The organism is Ensifer sp. Root423 (assembly GCF_001426275.1).
GTDB lineage: Bacteria > Pseudomonadota > Alphaproteobacteria > Rhizobiales > Rhizobiaceae > Ensifer > Ensifer adhaerens.
Window position 1 is genome coordinate 1 of record NZ_LMEG01000008.1, and the last position, 17,855, is coordinate 17,855.

At 62.0% G+C, this 17,855-nt stretch carries 16 protein-coding genes; 2 read left to right on the forward strand and 14 right to left on the reverse strand.

The features are described 5' to 3' along the window. Positions 1-217: 217 nt before the first annotated feature. The 5 genes from ASD01_RS10150 to ASD01_RS10170 form a co-directional block, all read right to left on the reverse strand. On the reverse strand, positions 218-1,834 hold the full coding sequence (locus ASD01_RS10150) for a dipeptide ABC transporter ATP-binding protein (RefSeq protein ID WP_060518984.1): 1,617 nt from the start codon (positions 1,832-1,834) through the stop codon (positions 218-220). Beyond that, positions 1,831-2,649: an ABC transporter permease gene (locus tag ASD01_RS10155; RefSeq protein ID WP_060518987.1), complete on the reverse strand. Its 819-nt coding sequence runs from the start codon at positions 2,647-2,649 to the stop codon at positions 1,831-1,833. The genes ASD01_RS10150 and ASD01_RS10155 overlap by 4 nt, the downstream gene beginning before the upstream one ends. Next, on the reverse strand, positions 2,646-3,590 hold the full coding sequence (locus tag ASD01_RS10160; protein WP_034803329.1) for an ABC transporter permease: 945 nt from the start codon (positions 3,588-3,590) through the stop codon (positions 2,646-2,648). The genes ASD01_RS10155 and ASD01_RS10160 overlap by 4 nt, the downstream gene beginning before the upstream one ends. A gap of 15 nt (positions 3,591-3,605) precedes the next feature. Continuing rightward, positions 3,606-5,165 carry an ABC transporter substrate-binding protein gene (locus ASD01_RS10165; protein ID WP_060518989.1) on the reverse strand — a complete coding sequence of 520 codons (1,560 nt, stop codon included), beginning with the start codon at positions 5,163-5,165 and terminating at the stop codon, positions 3,606-3,608. Positions 5,166-5,302: 137 nt separating this feature from the next. Continuing rightward, positions 5,303-6,214 carry a GntR family transcriptional regulator gene (locus tag ASD01_RS10170; RefSeq protein WP_063979510.1) on the reverse strand — a complete coding sequence of 304 codons (912 nt, stop codon included), beginning with the start codon at positions 6,212-6,214 and terminating at the stop codon, positions 5,303-5,305. Between the two features lie 131 nt (positions 6,215-6,345). On the opposite strand from ASD01_RS10170, the gene ASD01_RS10175 reads away from it, so the two are divergent. Together ASD01_RS10175 and aptA are read left to right on the forward strand one after the other, a co-directional pair. After that, entirely contained in the window at positions 6,346-7,464 is a 1,119-nt protein-coding gene (locus ASD01_RS10175; RefSeq protein WP_060518993.1) for a C45 family autoproteolytic acyltransferase/hydolase, read from the forward strand. A 57-nt stretch (positions 7,465-7,521) separates the two neighbouring features. Next, positions 7,522-8,850: an omega-aminotransferase AptA gene (aptA, locus tag ASD01_RS10180; protein WP_060518995.1), complete on the forward strand. Its 1,329-nt coding sequence runs from the start codon at positions 7,522-7,524 to the stop codon at positions 8,848-8,850. A gap of 258 nt (positions 8,851-9,108) precedes the next feature. Here the strand turns inward: aptA and ASD01_RS10185 are convergent, their stop codons facing one another. From ASD01_RS10185 to ASD01_RS10225, 9 genes are all read right to left on the reverse strand, one after another. Further along, a complete protein-coding gene (locus ASD01_RS10185; protein WP_060643903.1) occupies positions 9,109-10,050 on the reverse strand; it encodes a carbohydrate kinase family protein in 942 nt (313 codons plus the stop codon). Further along, positions 10,047-10,556: an ureidoglycolate lyase gene (locus ASD01_RS10190; RefSeq protein ID WP_051659646.1), complete on the reverse strand. Its 510-nt coding sequence runs from the start codon at positions 10,554-10,556 to the stop codon at positions 10,047-10,049. The genes ASD01_RS10185 and ASD01_RS10190 overlap by 4 nt, the downstream gene beginning before the upstream one ends. Continuing rightward, positions 10,553-11,293: a BtpA/SgcQ family protein gene (locus ASD01_RS10195; protein WP_034803342.1), complete on the reverse strand. Its 741-nt coding sequence runs from the start codon at positions 11,291-11,293 to the stop codon at positions 10,553-10,555. Before ASD01_RS10195 ends, ASD01_RS10190 begins: the two co-directional genes overlap by 4 nt. A 1-nt stretch (position 11,294) precedes the next feature. Beyond that, a complete protein-coding gene (locus tag ASD01_RS10200) occupies positions 11,295-12,095 on the reverse strand; it encodes a GntR family transcriptional regulator (RefSeq protein ID WP_127890328.1) in 801 nt (266 codons plus the stop codon). 22 nt (positions 12,096-12,117) lie between these two features. Next, a complete protein-coding gene (locus tag ASD01_RS10205; RefSeq protein WP_060519001.1) occupies positions 12,118-12,978 on the reverse strand; it encodes an ABC transporter substrate-binding protein in 861 nt (286 codons plus the stop codon). A gap of 31 nt (positions 12,979-13,009) precedes the next feature. Next, the gene (locus tag ASD01_RS10210) at positions 13,010-13,774 is read right to left on the reverse strand and encodes an amino acid ABC transporter ATP-binding protein (protein WP_060519003.1); all 765 of its coding nucleotides are present in this window, start codon (positions 13,772-13,774) and stop codon (positions 13,010-13,012) included. Then, positions 13,771-14,697, reverse strand: coding sequence for an amino acid ABC transporter permease (locus ASD01_RS10215; RefSeq protein WP_034803346.1), 927 nt, complete (start codon positions 14,695-14,697; stop codon positions 13,771-13,773). The genes ASD01_RS10210 and ASD01_RS10215 overlap by 4 nt, the downstream gene beginning before the upstream one ends. A gap of 286 nt (positions 14,698-14,983) precedes the next feature. Continuing rightward, on the reverse strand, positions 14,984-15,997 hold the full coding sequence (locus ASD01_RS10220) for a methyltransferase (RefSeq protein WP_034803348.1): 1,014 nt from the start codon (positions 15,995-15,997) through the stop codon (positions 14,984-14,986). Between the two features lie 1,272 nt (positions 15,998-17,269). Further along, positions 17,270-17,854, reverse strand: coding sequence for a TetR/AcrR family transcriptional regulator (locus ASD01_RS10225; RefSeq protein ID WP_234852818.1), 585 nt, complete (start codon positions 17,852-17,854; stop codon positions 17,270-17,272). Position 17,855 lies beyond the last annotated feature (1 nt).

Here is a 17,855-nt window from a genome sequence, read left to right on the forward strand (position 1 = left end):
CGCCGTCGATATGAAGCAGGATGTCTGGGTAGTGAGCCATGGGAAACCCTTTACTGAATGAAGTTCGCCGCTTTGAGCGCGATGCCGTAGGATCAGGTCGATGGGGAACAGGTCGCCTGGCCAGGCGACCTTGACTGGAAAGCGATGCGGCCACCGGGTCCCAAGCCGAAGGCGCCAGGCGCGACGACTTAAGTTTTTGTGGCGCGAGCAGCTCCCGTCAAGCGGCGCGCCAGACGAGATCGATGCCTCCGCCGGCCGCCGGGGTCAGCATCGGTACGGCAGACAGGAGCTTGCGCGTATAGGCCGAGGATGGGCGGTCGAAGATCTCGTCGCGGCTGCCCTGTTCTTCGATAACGCCCTTGTGCATGACCACAACTCTATCGGCGATCTGCTCTACGACGCCCAGGTCATGGGAGATGAAGAGGCATGCAAAACCTTGTTCTCGCTGCAGTTTGCTCAAAAGGGTGAGGATCTGGGCCTTTACGGTCAGGTCGAGCGCTGAGACCGCCTCGTCGGCGATGACAAGGTCGGGCCAGCGAGCAAGCGCGCGGGCGATGGCGGCACGTTGCCTTTGCCCACCGGAGAGTTGATGCGGAAATCGCTCGGCGAATTGCGGAGCGAGACCCACTTCGGCGAGCACCTCATCGACCCGCGCACGGCGGTCTGCGGCGCGCATCGATTTTTCGTGCCGGAGCGGCGCTGCCACGATGTCGCGGATCCGCATGCGCGGATCGAGCGAAGAGTAGGGATCCTGAAACACCATCTGGCAATTGGCGCGGTAGTCGGCGAAGCCGCTGCTTTTGCGATTGACCACCTGTCCGCGGAAGGTAAGCGTGCCCTCATCCGGTTGCAGCAGCCCGGCGATGATGCGGCCAAGCGTCGTCTTCCCGGAGCCGGACCCCCCGACCAGCGCGACGATCTCTCCAGGATGGATATCGAGATCGATGCCATGCAAGACAGGCTTTGCGCCCGTGCCGCTGCCGTAGGCAAGCTTCATATTTCTGACGCTGGCGAGCGGAGCATTCGGTGCGACTGCACGCGCCGGCGCGCGGCGCGGCAGGGCCGAAAGAAGTTTCCGGGTGTAGTCGTGCCGCGGCATGCGGAGGAGTTCGGCCGTTGTCCCTTCCTCGACGCAGACACCCTTCTGCATGACCAGCACGCGATCGGTATATTGCGCCACCATCGCCATGTCGTGGCTGATCAGCACCATCGCGGTGCCTTTCTCTTCGACCAGCGCATGCAGCAGTTCCAGCACGTCACGTTGCACGACGGCGTCGAGTGCGGTCGTCGGCTCGTCCGCGATCAAGAGCGCCGGTTCGAGCAGCATGACGGAGGCAATCATGATGCGCTGCCGCATGCCACCGGAAAACTCATGCGGGAAGGCACGGACGGCTGCGTCCGGATCGGCAATGCCGACACGTTTCAGCATCGCCAGGATTGCGCTTTGACGCGCTGACGCGTCCATTGTCGTGTGCAGCGCCAGACCTTCCTCCATCTGGCGGCCGATGGTGAGCGCCGGATTGAGCGAGGTCATCGGCTCCTGGAAGATGAGCCCGATGCTCTTGCCGCGCAGCTTACGCAGGTCGTCCGGCGCAAGCCCGCTCATATCGCGGCCGGCAAACCGGACGCAGCCCCCGCGCCTGACGATCCCGGGCGGCAGAAGGCCGATGACAGCGCGCATCAACATCGACTTGCCCGAACCGGATTCGCCGACGATGCCAATGCGTTCGCCAGCGCGAAGAGTGAGGCTGACGCAATCGACGACGGGTGGTGCCATCGCAGCCGAGGTGCCGAGCACGAGTTGCTCGACGGTCAGGAGTGCTAGCTGGGTCATTGCGTGCCTCTCATTTTCGGATCGAGCCTATCCCGCAGCGCATCGCCAAGCAGATTGATCCCGAGCAACGCAACGGAGATGCAAAGGCCCGGAAAGATTGCAAGCCAGGTCGCCTGGGCGAGGTAGGGGCGGGCAGCGGCCAGCATGTTGCCCCAGGTCGGGGCCGGTGGCGGCACGCCGAGGCCGAGGAAGGAAAGCGCGCTTTCAGATAAAAGTGTCCACCCGAACATCGACGTTGTCAGGACCGTCAGCGGCGCGATGCAATTCGGCAGGATATGGCGCAGCAGCGTGTAGATCTCGGAATCGCCTGCAATCCGGGAGGCGTCAATGAATTCCTTCTCCCGCAACGAAAGCACTGTGCCCCGAACGATCCTTGCTACGGACGGCGTGTAGGCAATGCCAAGCGCCAGCACGATGCCGAATTTGTTGGCGCCGAAGATCGCAAGCAGCCCAAGCGCAAGCAGGATGCCGGGAAAGGCGAGCAGGGCATTGGTGACGGCGACGAGCACCCGATCGGTCCAACCGCCGACATAGCCTGAGATGGCGCCAAGCGCGGTGCCGAGCACAGTTGCGATCGCGACCGTGGCAAGGCTGACGATGCCGCTCGCCGACGCGCCGAGCATCAAGCGGGAAAGCACGTCGCGTCCGAATTCGTCGGCGCCGAGCAGATGCCGGGCCGAGGGGCCGGCGAGGCGTGCCTTCATGTCGAGCGCCATCGGATCATAGGGCGTCCAGACGGAGCCCAGGCAGGCGACGATCACGAAGGCGCCGACGAACAGGCCGCCAACCAGCGCATTGGCAGAAAGGGTCTTCATGTGATTTTCACTCGCGGATCAAAGAGCGGGTAGCACAGGTCGACGATCAGGTTGACCAGCACGTAGATGACCGCGATGAAGAGCAGGCATCCCTGAATGACCGGATAGTCGCGGCCGAAGATCGCATCGACGAGGAGCCGCCCGAGACCCGGGATTGTGAACACGGTTTCGACGACGGCGATACCGCCGAGCATGTTGCCAAGCACCAGGCCGATCAGCGTCAGCGTCGGCGCAAAGGCGTTGGGGAACACATGGCGCCACAGCACCGTTCGCTCGGGCAGGCCCTTGGCGCGCGCATGAGTGATGTAGTCGAGCCTGAGAACTTCGAGCGCCGAGGCGCGGGCCATGCGCAGAAGCACGCCGATCTCGTGTAGGAAGAGCGTGAGGATCGGCATCAGCACATAGAGCAGCCCGCGGCTCGGGTCTTCGGCGACGGAGACGTAGCCGACCACCGGCAACCATCCGAGCTTGAGGCCGAAGATGAGCAGAATGACGAGACCGAGCCAGAAGGTCGGGATCGACAGAAGCAACGCGGCGATCGACACAAGGGTGAAATCAAGTCTGGAGTTCTGGCGGAGGGCGGCGATGAAGCCGGCCGGAACGGCGACCAGCGAGGCAAGGGCGACGGCAACGAGGACGATGCCGGCGCTGACCTTGAAACGCTCGATGATGAGATGGGTCACCGGCTCCTTCGTAGTGATCGACGTCCCGAAATCGCCCTGCAGGACGCTGGTCAGCCAGATCGCAAACTGCGTCAGGATGTTCTTGTCGAGTCCAAGGTCCGAGCGCAAGGCAGCGACACTTTCCGGCGACGCCATGTCGCCGAGCAGCAATGCTGCCGGGTCGCCCGGAACAAGGCGTATCAGGAAGAAGACGACGACGGCGACGAGGAAAACCGTCGGAACGGCCATTCCTATCCGCGAAAGGATGAAGCGCAGCATCTCGAGCGAACTCTCTTACTCGGCGATCGTGACTTCCCACGCCCTCGGCATGGAGAAGATCGAGGCCGCGTAGTTCTGGACGTGTTTCTGGTAGGCCGAAGCCTCGAGCCCGTTATAGAGCATGATGAAGGGCACGGTTTCCAGGAAGCGCGCATGTAGCTTGTCGAAAAGCTCCTGGCGCTTGGCCGGGTCGGAATAACGCACGGCGTCGGCGAGCATGGCCTGCGCGTCCGGATCGTCCCAGACCTTGCGCGGCTCCTTGTCCTTGTTGCCCATGACGGAGTCCATGGTCAGTGCGGGGTCGTAGCGTCCCGAATAGGGAAACACCATCGCCGTATAGTTGCCGCTCTGATATCGGTCGAGTTGTGCCGCCCACTCCAGCACTTCGAGTTCCGCGGATATTCCGACCTGCTGCAGCATTGCCTGTGCCACGATTGCCGCATCGTAGGTGTTGGAGTAGCGCGTATTGGCGATGAGTTTGATCGGCTGGCCGTTGTAACCGGCTTCCTGCAGCAGCGCCTTTGCCGCCGCGGGATCGTAGCTGTAGCCCTGGGTCTGGGCTGGGGAGTGGTATTTTGAGGTCGGCGGTATCAGCGAGTTGTTGGCCTTGCCGAGACCGAGCGTAATTCCCTCGACCATGGTCTTGGTGTCAAGAGCCATGGCGATGGCCTTGCGGATGCGCATGTCCTTGAGCAGCGGATCGCGCGTCTGCAACAGGAGCGCGACGATGCCGGGATTGGTCGCCAGCGAAACGGCGGTATCGGCGTTCTGCTTGAACTCCTCGACATCGGCATAGGGAACGTCCGGTACGATATCGATGTCGCCATTGAGCAACGCAGCCTTGGCGGAGGAGCGGTCGGGAATGACGGCGAAGCGGACGGCCTCGACAAGCGGACGCTTGGCGCCGGTGTAGCCGTCCCGCTTTTCTTCGCTGCGTACCGCGTAGTCGGCAAAGGCTTCGAGGTCGATGAATTCGCCCTTACGCCATTCTTTGTACCGGAAGGGACCGGTGCCGACAGGCACGTTGAACGAGCCGTCGGCGTTAAACGATGATTTGTCGAGTATGCCGGTCATGCCGCAGTCGGTTCTGGCAAGCGTTGCCTGAAAGAGGGCGTTCGGCTTTTCGAGCTTGAAGACGACGGTTTTGTCGTCGGGTGCCGTGACCGATACGACATGGGCGGCGCCGCCCGCGGCAAAGTCGTTGCGGCATCGCCATTTTGTAGCTTCGTCCATGTAGCGGTTCCAGTTCCAGACGACGTCGGCCGAAGTCAGCACGTTGCCATTATGGAACTTGACGCCATCCCTGAGCTTAAACGTGTAGGTCAGGTCGTCGTCCGAGACAGCGACCTCCTTGGCAAGCAGCGGCTTTACCGAGGCGTCCTCGCTATATGCAACGAGACCCTCGACTATGTGCAACACGACGGCGTCGCTGTTGGCGTCTCGGTTGACGCCCGGATCAAGGCTGCGGATGTCGGCATTGAGTGCGATTTTCAGCGTTTCTGCTGCGGCCGGGCCGCAGGCCAAGGTCAGCGCTAGTGCTGCGGCCGACGCGGCCAGTCTCTGTCTACGGTTCACCTCAGTTCTCCTCTTTGTGGTCTGCCCGGTTTTCCGGTTGAGCGAACTGTGCCTTTTGTGTGATCATAATGCAATACGAAAAATCGCAAACCTTCTCGGCCTCCCCAAAAGGGGGGTAAATGCGCTCTCGGCAGGCGTTATCTTTCGCTGCGGATCCGGTCCTCGACTTTCTGCAGCGTCGATTCAAGGTGGCGCCGCAGCGCAAGCTGGGCGAATTCGATCTCGCCGGAGCCAATATACCGGAGGATCTGGATGTGCTCCTTCAGCGACCTCTCCATGCGCTCGGGCCGGAGCCGATCGAATACCGAGGACTCGCGCAGCAGTCTGAGGTCGTTCTGCATGCGCACGGATTGCAGGATGAAGCGGTTGCCGGACCAGGTGGCGAGTGTCTCGTGGAAGGAGGCGTTCAGTTTTAACCAGCTGTCGCGGCTGATGCTGCCGGCGGCATTGATCTGGTCGAACATGCTTTCATGTTCGGCAATGAGGGCCCTGAGCGCATCCGGATCGGCGCGGTAGTTCGGCTCGGCAAGGCCTGCAAGCTCGATCGCGATGCGAAAACGATAGCTTTCGGCCAGGCTTTCTGCGCTGTCGAGCGAATCGACAAACGCCCATCCGTGGCCGCGCTGGCGGTGAATGAGGCCCTGGGAGGATAATTGCGTCAACGCCTTGCGGATCGTCCCGCGCGCAATGCCGTAGCGTTCCGTCAGCTCATTTTCCGACACTTCCTGCGGAATGGTGCCGACAGAGCGGTCGCGCAGGATCTGCTGCTTGAGGCGCTCCGTTTCGCTCTCACTGAATGTCTCGATGTAGGTGCCGTTGCCGAGATCGGTGGCGGCGACAAAGCCTTTGTTGGGGATGAGGCGCACGAGATCCTTGGTCGCAAGGATTTCGAGAGCGGCCCGCATCGGTGTGCGCGATACGCCAAACATTGTTGCCAGGGTCTTCTCGACAATCGGATGACCTGCCCGCCAGCCTTCTTTTTGTGCCTGAAGCAGGATCTGCCGGGCAATGTCGATCTGCAAAGCGCTCGGGGTGCTTACCGTGCTCATCAACTGGCTCCAGGGTCTGGTCGGTCTTTGGGGTGCGCTTCTGACATAGCTGTTCGATTTCCTCTGGACAATTCCTTGTGACAGTGCATTTTAACCACACAAAACGCAACATAGAGTGAAAGAGAAGACAGATGACCGCCGCACCGTTTCCGTTCGTTTCGATCTCAGGAACTCCGCTCGAGCGCGGGCGTCAGTATGGGCAGCAGGCGAAGGACCGTGTGCGTCGCAGCGTCGAACTGTATGCTGGTCGGCTTGCGACGCTCGGGGTCTTGCCCGACGACCTGAAGTCGATCGTTGCCGGCTATGTACCGCTCATCGAGGCATTCGACCCAAACTTCGTGGTGGAGATGAAGGGTATCTCCGAAGGTGCGGACTTGCCGTTCGAGCACGTCGTCCTCATCAATGCCCGTACTGAGATCCTTGCGAGGGCACGAAGGACCCAGGCTGCGAGGGCTGAGCATTCCGGCGACGGCTGCACCGGTGTCGTTGTCCTGCCTGAGCGCAGCGCCACGGGAGAGCTCGTGCACGCGCAGAACTGGGACTGGATGGCAGAATGCGCGGAGACGGCGATCGTCTTGCGCGTCAAGCCGGATGAAGGTCCGTCCTATCAGACGTTCACGGAGGCCGGTGGCCTTGCACGCAGCGGCATGAACGACAAGGGCATCGCCGTCACGGCAAATTATCTCGAGAGCGACCGCGACTTTGCCGGCGACGGCGTGCCGCTAGCACTCATCCGGCGCATGGTCCTGCAACAGGAACATCTGGCGATGGCCATGCGTGCCGTTGCCGGAACGAGGAAGTCGGCGTCGAACAACATCATCGTGAGCCACAAGGATGGCTTTGCCGTCAGCTTCGAATGCGCACCGGACGAAGCGTTCAACATCTATCCGGAAAACGATCTCATCGTGCATGCCAACCATTGGCAGAGCCAAACGGCGCTTCTGAAATTGCGTGAGCAGGCTCATTCAAGCTGGTCGGACAGTTTTTACCGCGACTGGCGCGTTCGCCGCATTCTCGAAAAGTCCGACAAGATCGGCGTCGCCGAGGTCAAAGCCGCGCTTTCTGACAAGTTTGGTTATCCCTACGCCGTCTGCCGTCCGCCGCATCGTTCGTCCCGCGGCCATGTCTCGGCGACAGTCGCGACCATCGTGATGCGGCCGGCGGCAGGTGAAATGGAACTCGCGGTGCTGCCGGCCGACAATCCGAGCTTCAAGAGCTACCCGACCTATCGCGACGAAATTGCCGCTTGAACCTTGGTCGCCGTCGCCTCGCGCGCGCCCTGCCCATTCACAGAAGGTCCACATGCCATGGATACGCTCACCACGCCCGGCCCGAACAACCTTGATGCCTACTGGATGCCATTTACGGCCAACCGGGACTTCAAGGTGAATGCTGAATTCATCTCCCGTGCCGAAGGGCTCTACTACTTCACCAGCGGCGGCCACCGCCTGCTGGACGCTATCGCCGGGCTTTGGTGCGTCAACGTTGGCCATGGCCATCCGCGCATCGTGGAGGCGATCCAGAAACAGGCGGCGCGGCTGGACTTCGCATCCTCGTTCGGCCTCGGGCATCCGCTGGTCTTCGAATATGCCAACCGGCTAACGTCGATTGCGCCAGAAGGCATGAACCGCGTGTTCTTCACCAATTCCGGCTCGGAAGCGGCCGATACCGCGCTCAAGATCGCGCTTGCCTACCATCATGCGAGGGGTGAAGGGCAGCGCCAGCGCATCGTCGGGCGTCAGCGCGGTTATCACGGCGTCGGTTTCGGCGGCCTGTCGGCTGCGGGCATGGGCCCGCACAAGAAGCAGTTCGGCATGCTCTTGCCCGGCACGGTGCATTTGCCGCACACGCATGATCCGGCGAAGAACGCCTTCAGCCGCGGTCAGCCGCCGCACGGGGCAGAGCTGGCCGATGCGCTTGAGCAGATGATCGCGACCTACGATGCATCGACGATTGCTGCCGTCATCGTTGAGCCGGTCGCGGGATCGACCGGTGTTCTCGTTCCGCCGGTCGGCTATCTCGAGCGGCTGCGCGAACTCTGCACGCGCCACGGCATCCTGTTGATCTTCGACGAGGTCGTCACCGGTTTCGGTCGGCTCGGCCATGCTTTCGCGGCCGACCGCTTTTCGGTAAAGCCCGATCTACTGATGGTGGCAAAGGGCATGACCAATGGCGCGGTTCCGATGGGCGGCGTCATTGCCAGCGATCGCATCTACGATGCGATTACCTCAAAGGCGGCACCAGGTACGGTCGAACTCTCCCACGGTTATACCTATTCCGGCCATCCGCTGGCGGCCGCCGCCGGATTGGCGGCGTTGGACGTTTATGTTTCCGAGGGGATTTTCGAGCGGGCAGCGAGGCTCGAACCGCACTGGGAGCAATGTGCGCACAGCCTGAAGGGGCTGCCCGGTGTCGTCGACATCCGCAACCTCGGTCTGCTTGCGGGCATCGAGCTTGGCGAAAACGCCGCCGTCGGCAAGACACTCGCCAAGAAGGTCTATGAATTCTGCTTCGAACGCGGCGTGCTCATTCGTCCGGTCGCAAACACGATCGTCTTGTCGCCGCCTCTGACGATCGGCAAGGACGAGGTCGAAACGATATATGCGACCATCGCCGCAGCCCTTCGAGCAAACTGATATCGCAAAGCTGACACACCAACGGGCTCGAGGAGTGTCCTGCGGCTCGATCGCCGCGTGCTACCTTCGATGGCCTTCTGCGCCCGGCCTCCCGCCGATGCCGCACGACCAGACGGTGGGCCGGTACGCGTCGTGATCGATGCAAACGGCGACGGGAAATCCGGGTAGGTGCGCCCCGTGATCGGCCAAACGCTTGTGTTTGTCATGGTTCGGGAGAACCGCAGGGCCTGCGGTTCGTGTGCGCTCCATGAGGCCAGTTCAGCGATCCTGGTGGCGGTGCCGCCGGCGCCAGGCAAGGACATCTTCGGGTGTCGCCTTGCCTGCGCGCGGGCCATGGATGGTGACGGCGCGCGAAGCGGCCGCGACTGCGAAGTCGAGCGCCTCCTCGAAGCTCTGGTCCTGCGACAGGCACCAGGTGAGCGTTCCACCAAAGGTGTCGCCGGCACCAGTCACGTCGACGACTTTCAAAGTAAAGCCGGGCACGCGCAAGACCGTTTCATGGTTGCGAGCCTCCGCGCCGTCGGCGGCCAGCGTCCGCACCACTCGGTCGATTTGGTGCTCTCGCATCCAGTCGCCGATGAGGTTGATGTCGTCGTGGCCGAAAGCGGTGTGGAAACCGATCTGGTTGAAGATGACGACAGCCGCGCCGGTCAGATAGGGCATGTCCTCGGGCGTGCAGCCGCCGACGTCGAGATCGAAGATCGCCCGGCGCCCGTTGGAATGCAGGTCCCTGAGGAGATCGGCTTGCTTCAGAACGCTGTTTTGCGTCTTGGCGTGCAGACGGCGGACGCGATAGAGCGTGGTGTAGAGGTAACCCGGCTGGCGCAACGCTTTCAGACTGGCGCCTGAAAGCCACATCGGCTGCTCGCCCATCTCGACGGTGAGCACGATGTGCTCGCCCTCGACGAGGAAGATGAAGTTGCGCGATTCCGGAATGGCCGGATCGATCAGCATGTGATCGACGCCGACGCCATTTTGCCTGAGATCGGCGATCAGGCGCTCGGACAATGGGCTGTCGTTGAGCAGCGATATGAACTGCGTATCGCCGCCAAGACCGGCGTGCACGACGGCGGCGTTGGCGATGGAGCCGCCGGCTTCGGCCGGAAGCTCCTTGACCATGCCCTTGTCGGCGCGGCCGGGCCAGCGGTCGGCGGTGTAGTATTCGTCGAGGGCGACATCGCCAATGAAGAATGCAGTCATAAGGTTAGTCCCGTGCCCGCTGCCGCCGACACCTTTATCGGACCGCCCGAAACTGCTACCCATGGGCTTTCGCCGAGGCCGCAGACGGCCATCCAGTAATAGGGTGCGGGGCCGGAAACGCCGCGGCAGGCATCGTGCCAGACATTGCGATCCATGACGACAGCCTGCCCGGGCGCGATGACGAAGGCTTCGATCTCGTCGCGATCAGGTGCTTCGCCATCCGACGCCGGCGCAACCGCAAGGACAACCGGTTCAGCGAGACAGAAGATCGCCTCTTCGGTCAGCGGGTGCCGCTCCATCGCGCGGCAGTCCCAGGGCGCTTGTCCGCCACGGGTGATGCCGAGATGACCGCGGCCGTCGATCAACGGCGTTTTCGTAAAGCCGTCGTTCCAGCCGTCGCCGACAGTCCAGACGACCTTGCCGTCCGTGTCACCGGTCAGGTCGTACACCCGGCCGTAGCGGGAAAAATTGTCCGGGGTCACCGGCCGGGCGTGGACGACGTTCATGCCGCACTCCTTATCGCGCGCACGACACGCATCAAGCCTGCGACATGGGCGGCTTCGACCCGGCCGGTGTCCTTGTGATCGTGCTTGAACCAGCTGCCGACGACGGCGCCGTCGGCCTGAGCCAATTGCTCGGTGGCGTTGGCTTCGGTGAGGCCGGCGCCGATCAGGAGCGGCGTCTCGCCACCGGTCGCAGCGCGGAATCGCGCCACCTTCTCCAAGTCGGTCGGCTGGCCGGTCGCGTCCGAGGTGACGACCAGCCCGTCGCAGCGCGACGCACCGATGCGCACGTCTTCCTCCTCCAGCCGGCCTGATAGGACCGGCTGGTACTTGAACCGGACACCACCGAGGAGCAGGGCCGTCACACCGTCGCGGCGGGTCTGAAGTTCGGTCGCAAAGGGGACGTCTGCTTCGGGCGGCAGGTGGCCAGCGACGGAATCCACCTGGATGAACGAGACCGGATAGGTCCGCGCGAGCGCGAAGGCGCGGGAGTCGTCGCGCAAGACGTTGACACCGATGCGCGTTCCGAGGTCGAGGTGGAAGATCCGCTCTAGCACCCGTTCGACATCCTCGGCATCGCCGAAATAGTTCTCGACCACCAGCCCATCGACGCCTTCGCCGGCCATGATGCGGGCTTCCTCTTCGGCCTGGGCAAGCTTGGCCTGAGCGCCGTCACCGGCAAGGTGCAGCATGCCGAGGATCGGTTTTTGGATGGTAAAGGTGTCGCCGAAGCGGCTCATGTCATGTCTCCTGCACGCCGTGCGGCGCGGTCTCGCGGCCCCAGCGCGTTGCAAATTTCATCTGGACTGCCGGCGAGTAGACGATCGACGTGCGCTCGACCAACCGGTCGTCCGCGTCGAGCACATCCCCGCTGGCGCAAAGGTAGCCCGGCACGTCCTGCGCCGGGGCAAAGACCTCCCGCAGGCGATCGGAAGCCGGCACGACGGTCAACAGCAGTTCCGAACGCAGGGGGTGACGGTCATAGTCGCGGCGCAACACCTCGTAGAGGGATTGCGACGCGAAGTCGTATCGATCAAGCCCGGGATAAAGGGCGAGATCGAGCTCGGACGTGTCGACGTTCAGCCATGTCACGCTGTCGCCGTTGGCAAGCCCGCGGGCGCGCACCAGCACGAGTTGGCCGTTGTCTGCCCGGTGCTCCAGCACCTGCGTCACCGGGCGCTGGCCCTGTTTTCGGGCAAGCTCCGTGAAGCTGCCGAAGTTCCAGATGTTGTGGCTGATCGGTCGGTGCGAGACGATTGTGCCGCGGCCGCGAACCTGCTGGACGAGGCCCTCCGAAACCAGAAGCGCCATCGCATTGCGCACAGTCGTGCGGGCAATGCCGAACTGGTCGCGCAACTGGTTCTCCGAGGGAATGGCTTCACCTTCGGAAAAGTCGCCGCTCAGGATCGCGGCGCGCAGCGCCCGATAGAGCTGCCGGTAAAGCTGCTCGCTCGAATAGAGATCGAGGCGCAGCCGCGACAGTCGATCGTCAGGGCGTTCGCCCGTTGCGGTTGAGGCGTCTGGCATAGGGGGATGGGTCAAGGCAGGCTCCGGCGCGGTTCTGTTACTTCGTGGCTCCGTTTATCTTGAACTCCTCGACACCCGCCTGTTTCAAGCCGTAGCGGTCGAGGATCTGTGCATAAGTGCCGTCGGCTTTCATGGCGTCGAGCGCGCCCTTGATTGCATCGCGCAGTTGCGTGTTGGCCTTTGCAAGGGCAATGCCGTAGTGGTTGATCTCGCCAACCTCACCGATCTGGTAGAATTTGTCCGGCTCCTGCTTCATCAGGTCGAGCAGTCCTTCAAGGCCGATGACGGAAGCCTGGGCACGCCCCTGGCGGATCTGCATGATGTGTTCGGCCTGGGTCGGGATCTGAATGACGGTGATCAGCTTGTCGGCCGGGCAGATGGATTTGCCAAGGTTTTCCGCCCAGGTGACCCAGCTGGTTCCGGTCGCGACCGCAACCGTCTTGCCGCAGAGGTCGGCCTCGGCCTTGATCTCACCCTGGTGGTCGGCGGTCGAATAGAAGACGTTGCCGGTCTTGAAGTAGTCGATGAAGTCCAGTTGCGTCTGGCGTTCCACCTTGTCGGAGAAGGCGGTCATAATCAGGTCGGAGCGGCCGGTGACCACTTGCGGGATCAATTGCGGGAACTCGACGTTCTGGAATTCCGCCGTCAGGCCGAGGCGCTCGGCGATCGCCTTGGCAAGATCGATGTCGAAGCCTTTCAGTTCGGTCGAGCCGGCGTCGCTGTATTCCATCGGCGGATAGGCAAGGCTGATCGTGACGTTCAGCTTGCCGGTGTCGCGCACGGCATCCGGCAGGGCGGCGGCCAGCTTCTCGTCGGCGGCATGGGCAGCAGCCCCTGCGGCAAGGCTGATGAAGGTGGCGGAGGCAAGCGCCAGAGCCATCGGCAGCAATCGTTTCATTTCCTGTTCTCCCTTTTTTGAACTCTTGTCGTCAGGCAAGCACGCGGCTCAGAAAACTGCGCACACGCGCATCACCGGGATTGCTAAGGACCTGTTGAGGTGCGCCGTTCTCGCGGATTTCGCCGTCGATCATCACCACGACGCGGTCGGCGACTTCTCTTGCGAAGCCGATTTCGTGGGTGACGACGATCATCGTCGTGCCGCCGCGCGCCAGATTGCGCATCACCTCCAGCACCTCACCGACGAGCTCCGGATCGAGCGCGCTGGTCGGCTCGTCGAAGAGCATGACGCGCGGTTCCATGGCGAGCGCCCGCGCGATTGCCACGCGCTGTTTTTGGCCACCGGAAAGCTGCGACGGGTAGCTCGATGCCTTGGCCGCCATGCCGACCTGCTCGAGCAGGGCCATGGCGCGGGCTTCGGCCTCGGCGCGGCTGAGACCGCGCACCACCATCGGTCCCTCGGTGACGTTGCCGAGCACGGTGCGGTGCGCAAACAGATTGAAGTGCTGGAACACCATGCCGAGCTGGCTCTGCTGGGCGCGCAGTCGCTTGACCGGCAATTCCTGCAGCGCGCCGCGGTTGAGCTCGTAGCCCATGATCGCGCCGTCCACCCACACGTAGCCGCCATTCGGTGTTTCCAGGTGATTGATGCAGCGCAGGAACGTGCTCTTGCCGCTGCCCGAGGGTCCGAGGATGCAGAGAACCTCGCCATAGGCGACGTCCAGGTCGAGACCCTTCAGCACCTCGTGATTGCCAAAACTCTTGCGGATACCGACCGCTTTAACTGCAAGTGTCATGCTTCACCCGTGACGGCCGGACGACGCGCCCAGGCTTTGAACCAGCGGCGTTCGGTGGTTGTCGTTGCGGCATCGCGGCCGAAGTGGCGTTCGAGATAATACTGGCCGATGGACAGAACCGTGGTTCCGGCCAGATACCAGACGGCGCAGACAAACAGCAGTTCGATGACGGCGCCGTTGATGAAGTAGATGCGCTGGGCCGCGTTCAGCATCTCGCCCATGGCGATGGTGGCGGCGAGCGAAGAGAACTTCAGCATGCCGATCGCGCTGTTGCCGAGCACGGGCAGGATCAGCCGAAGGGTCTGCGGCAGGATGATGCGCCGCATCGTCTGCCCGGGCGTCATGCCGAGAGTGTGGGCCGCCTCCTTCTGACCCTTGTCGACCGAACCGATACCGCCGCGCACGACTTCCGTGAGGTACGACCCTTCATTGACGCCGAGACCGAGAACCGCGGCGACGAAGGGTGTCACCACATCGACCATGCGGGCGTCAATAAGACCTGGGATGTAGAGCTTCGGAAAGATCAGCGCGATGTTGAACCAGATGAGAAGCTGGAGCAGAACCGGTGTACCGCGGAAGATCCAGACATAGAGCCAGGCGGCAAAACGCAGGATCGGGTTTTCCGAGAGCCGCATGATGCCGAAGGCAAAGCCGAGCAGCACGCCGAGCACCAGCGCGCAGGCCGAAATGAGCAGCGTCCAGCCGAAACCGGTGATGATGACACCGGCCGTCAGAAACTCGCCGACCACCGTCCACTGGATCTGCCCGACGGCGAAGGCGCGTCCGATCACCGCCAGAAGCAGGATGACGAGACCGCCACTGATCCAGCGTCCGGGGTGTTTCAGCCGGCGAATGACGACATCGGGAGCGGGAAGATCCGACAACGACAGTGCGGGACTTGGTTTTGACTGAGACTGGTGCATGGCATCCAATTGTAGGGTTAGGCCTACAACTTGATACTGGCGCGGCCTGAGGGAGTCAAGCGGCCCCCTCGGGTATATTTGAGGGTTTGCATGTTTAGCTGCTTGGGGAATTGCGCAGGCGGTTCGGTTTTCCCGACGGCACTTCAAGAAACGTCGGCTGCTGGTAGCGGCGCTTTTGCGGCGACTGTTCAAAAGTCAGATTGAGCAACGGCGTTGTCAGCTGCCGGCAATCGAAATTGCTCCAGTGGTCGGTCTTTCGGAACAACGGTCGGGGTTTGGTTTCCGATCAACCGGGCTTGAAGCCGATCACCATCGAGTCCGGCCCCAGCAACGGCTCGACGCGCGTGGACACAAAACCGGCGTCGCGCATCCAGGCTTGGCAGTCGGCGCCGGTATAATCGAAACCGCCGCGGGTCTCGATCAGCATGTTCAGGCTCATCAACAGGCCGAAGGCGTTCAAGCGGCGCTCGTCGTCAATGACGGCGTCGTAGACGATCACGGCTCCGCCTTTCGGCAGCGCAGCGAACGCTTTTTCCAAGAGCTTCCTTTTTTCGGCAAGATCCCAGTCGTGCAGGATGTGCCCCATCACGATCACGTCCGCATTGGGCATTGGGCCGTCGAAGAAGTTGCCGCTTTGGAAGGTGATGCGGTCGGTAAGGCCCTGCCGGGCGACGAAGTCGTCGAATATCGGCTGCACGGCGGGCAGATCGAAGCCGATGGCCTTGAGATGCGGATGCGCTCGCGCGATCACCACCGGCACCATCCCCTGCGCCGCGCCCACATCGGCGAAGGTCGTGTATTTCGACCAGTCGAACCTGGCGGCGATCGCCTGCGCCGCGCCGGCGCTGATCCCGCTCATCGCCTCGAGGAACCCGCGCAGCCGTGCCGGTTCCGCATAGATCGCGGCGAAGAAATCTTCGCTGTGCTTGGCTTCGTTCTGTGGTTCTCCGGTGTGCAGGGCTTCGGTCAGCGAACCCCAGAAACCGTAGAGCCGGGCATTGGCCATTTCGAGGATGCCGCCGATATAGGATGGCTTCGCCTTATCGAGGAAGAGGTCCGTGTCAGGGGCATTACGATAGCGGCCGTCCTCGCGTTCGAGCAGCTTCAGCGCGACCAGGGTGTCGAGAAAGTCGCGGGCCGAGCGGGGATGCAGTTTCAGCCTGGCCTGCAGATCCGGCAGTTCGGCCGGGCCAGTCGCAAGCTCGGTGAAGACGCCGAGTTCAACCGCACTGAGCAGGGCCTTGGACGCCCAGAACCCCATGCCGACCTGCATGATGTTGTTCGGTGTCGTTGTGCCCATCGCTCGTCTCCTCGTGGATCGTGTCGTCGAACGGCATCTGGGATTGGTGCGGAACCCGAAACTGTTCGGCAGCGCTGGCCGTGGACGTCCCGTCTCATCGACGCAATAAAATATTGCGTTCTGCGATGGGGTGCAATTAATCAAGAATCACTAGCAAGGACCGCAATCAAAGATCCCGTTGCGTGACTTCAGGTGGAATTGTTCGCGTCGTGTGATGAGCCTGGGTCTTGCTGGTACGAAGTCAACTTCAGCAGTTACCTTGATCGTCGCACGAGCTATGAGGTTGCGATACTCGCGCTTTATTTGCCGAAACCTCGGATCGATGTTTCGGTCACGGCAGCGAGGACCGCCTCGATATCGCGCCCGCGAATGACGGACGCGGGCGACCTCGAGCGGTTGAACTCCGGGGTGGCGTATTCGCATTAGCTGCTGTCAGGTGGGGCAAAGAAACAGTTCACGTCGTCTTCCGTCGGATGAAGGCAAATATGATACTGCCCATCGCCCGAGGGGATCTCATCGCCATAGGGGATAAAGAACACGTGCGGTCGTCTTGCCATGTGGTGGTCGCCAGCATGCAAGAAAACGGAAAAACCACGAGCCCCTCGCAAAATGTCGGGCGCGGGGATGGCAGCACAATCGCCACCTGCCTCATGGGCCTTGCAGCACGCCAGAGGATAGGTCCAGCCGGTCTTTGCCTGGTGAGCGTCCGTTCGGACGACTCCGACTGAGATTGTCGCAAGAATAATCAGATAAATGGATGATGGCGCGGCTCTCATTGTGCACCTCCTTGGAGGCAGCCCTTCGAAAACGCCGAGAGGTTGCTTGCTGATTGGCAAGTACGAATTGTCTGTTGTCAGCATACTCCCGGGTGCTTGGCGTGAAACCTGAAATATGCTCCTCGGACCAACGGCCAAGGAAACACCAAGGGACAAGGTGGGTACTGTCGCGAGGGCGGTTTCCTTGGAAATGCACAACGGGCCATGCGCTCCATCGTAAAAGTGCACAGCCGACCTGTCGCGCGGGGCTTCGCTTAGTCGTTATTGACGCTGGCCTTTCCGCGTCGATTGTTGTGCCGCAGCACCCGCTCGCTGATAGACGAAGCAGCGTTTCTGTAGAGGGCAATCGCGGGTGGTTCGGTGGATGATACGAGCCGTCGTGCATCAATCGGCCGTATGACCGTAGCGGCTGCGAAAGACTGCTGACGCCTGACGATGCATCCTGCGTCGGCCAGCCGGTTTAGGATATTGAGGCTTCAAGCCTCATGGGTAAAATTCACCCAACCTTGCTCGGCTCACTTGCGACCCCTTTGATGATGAGCGCCGCCAGAACGGCCGTGGCGACCCGCTCAGATATCGCGCCGGTTTGCGTTTCGGAAGCAAGCGCCTCCGCTGCACCTAACAGACCGACGCACACAGGATGGATATGGCCAACTTCCAGCTCTGAGAATGGCCGAAGGGCATTACACATCAAATCTATGTATGCGCGAATCATGAGCCGTTGCTGCGCGGCCATCTCTTCTGTCCCTTTGAGCGCCGCGGATATTGCGAGACCTTCTGGGCCAAAATCGGCAAGGCAATTGAAGTATGCTTTGCTGATAATGTCAGCTACGGCGGTGAGCTCCTTTGGCGCTTCGCAAAGCGCGGAGCGGAGACGGTGGACATAGTTTTCCTCCAGCCGCTTGAACAGTGCCAGCAAAAGTCCGGACCGGGTAGAAAAGTGTCCGTAAGCGATCGGACGACTGACCCCTGCTTTTGCAGCCAAGGTCCCGAGCGTCAGTTCATCCGCGCCCTGATCCCGGACAATTTGCATCGCGACATCAAGCATTTGTTCGCGACGCATATCTTTCTTGAGCTTCACG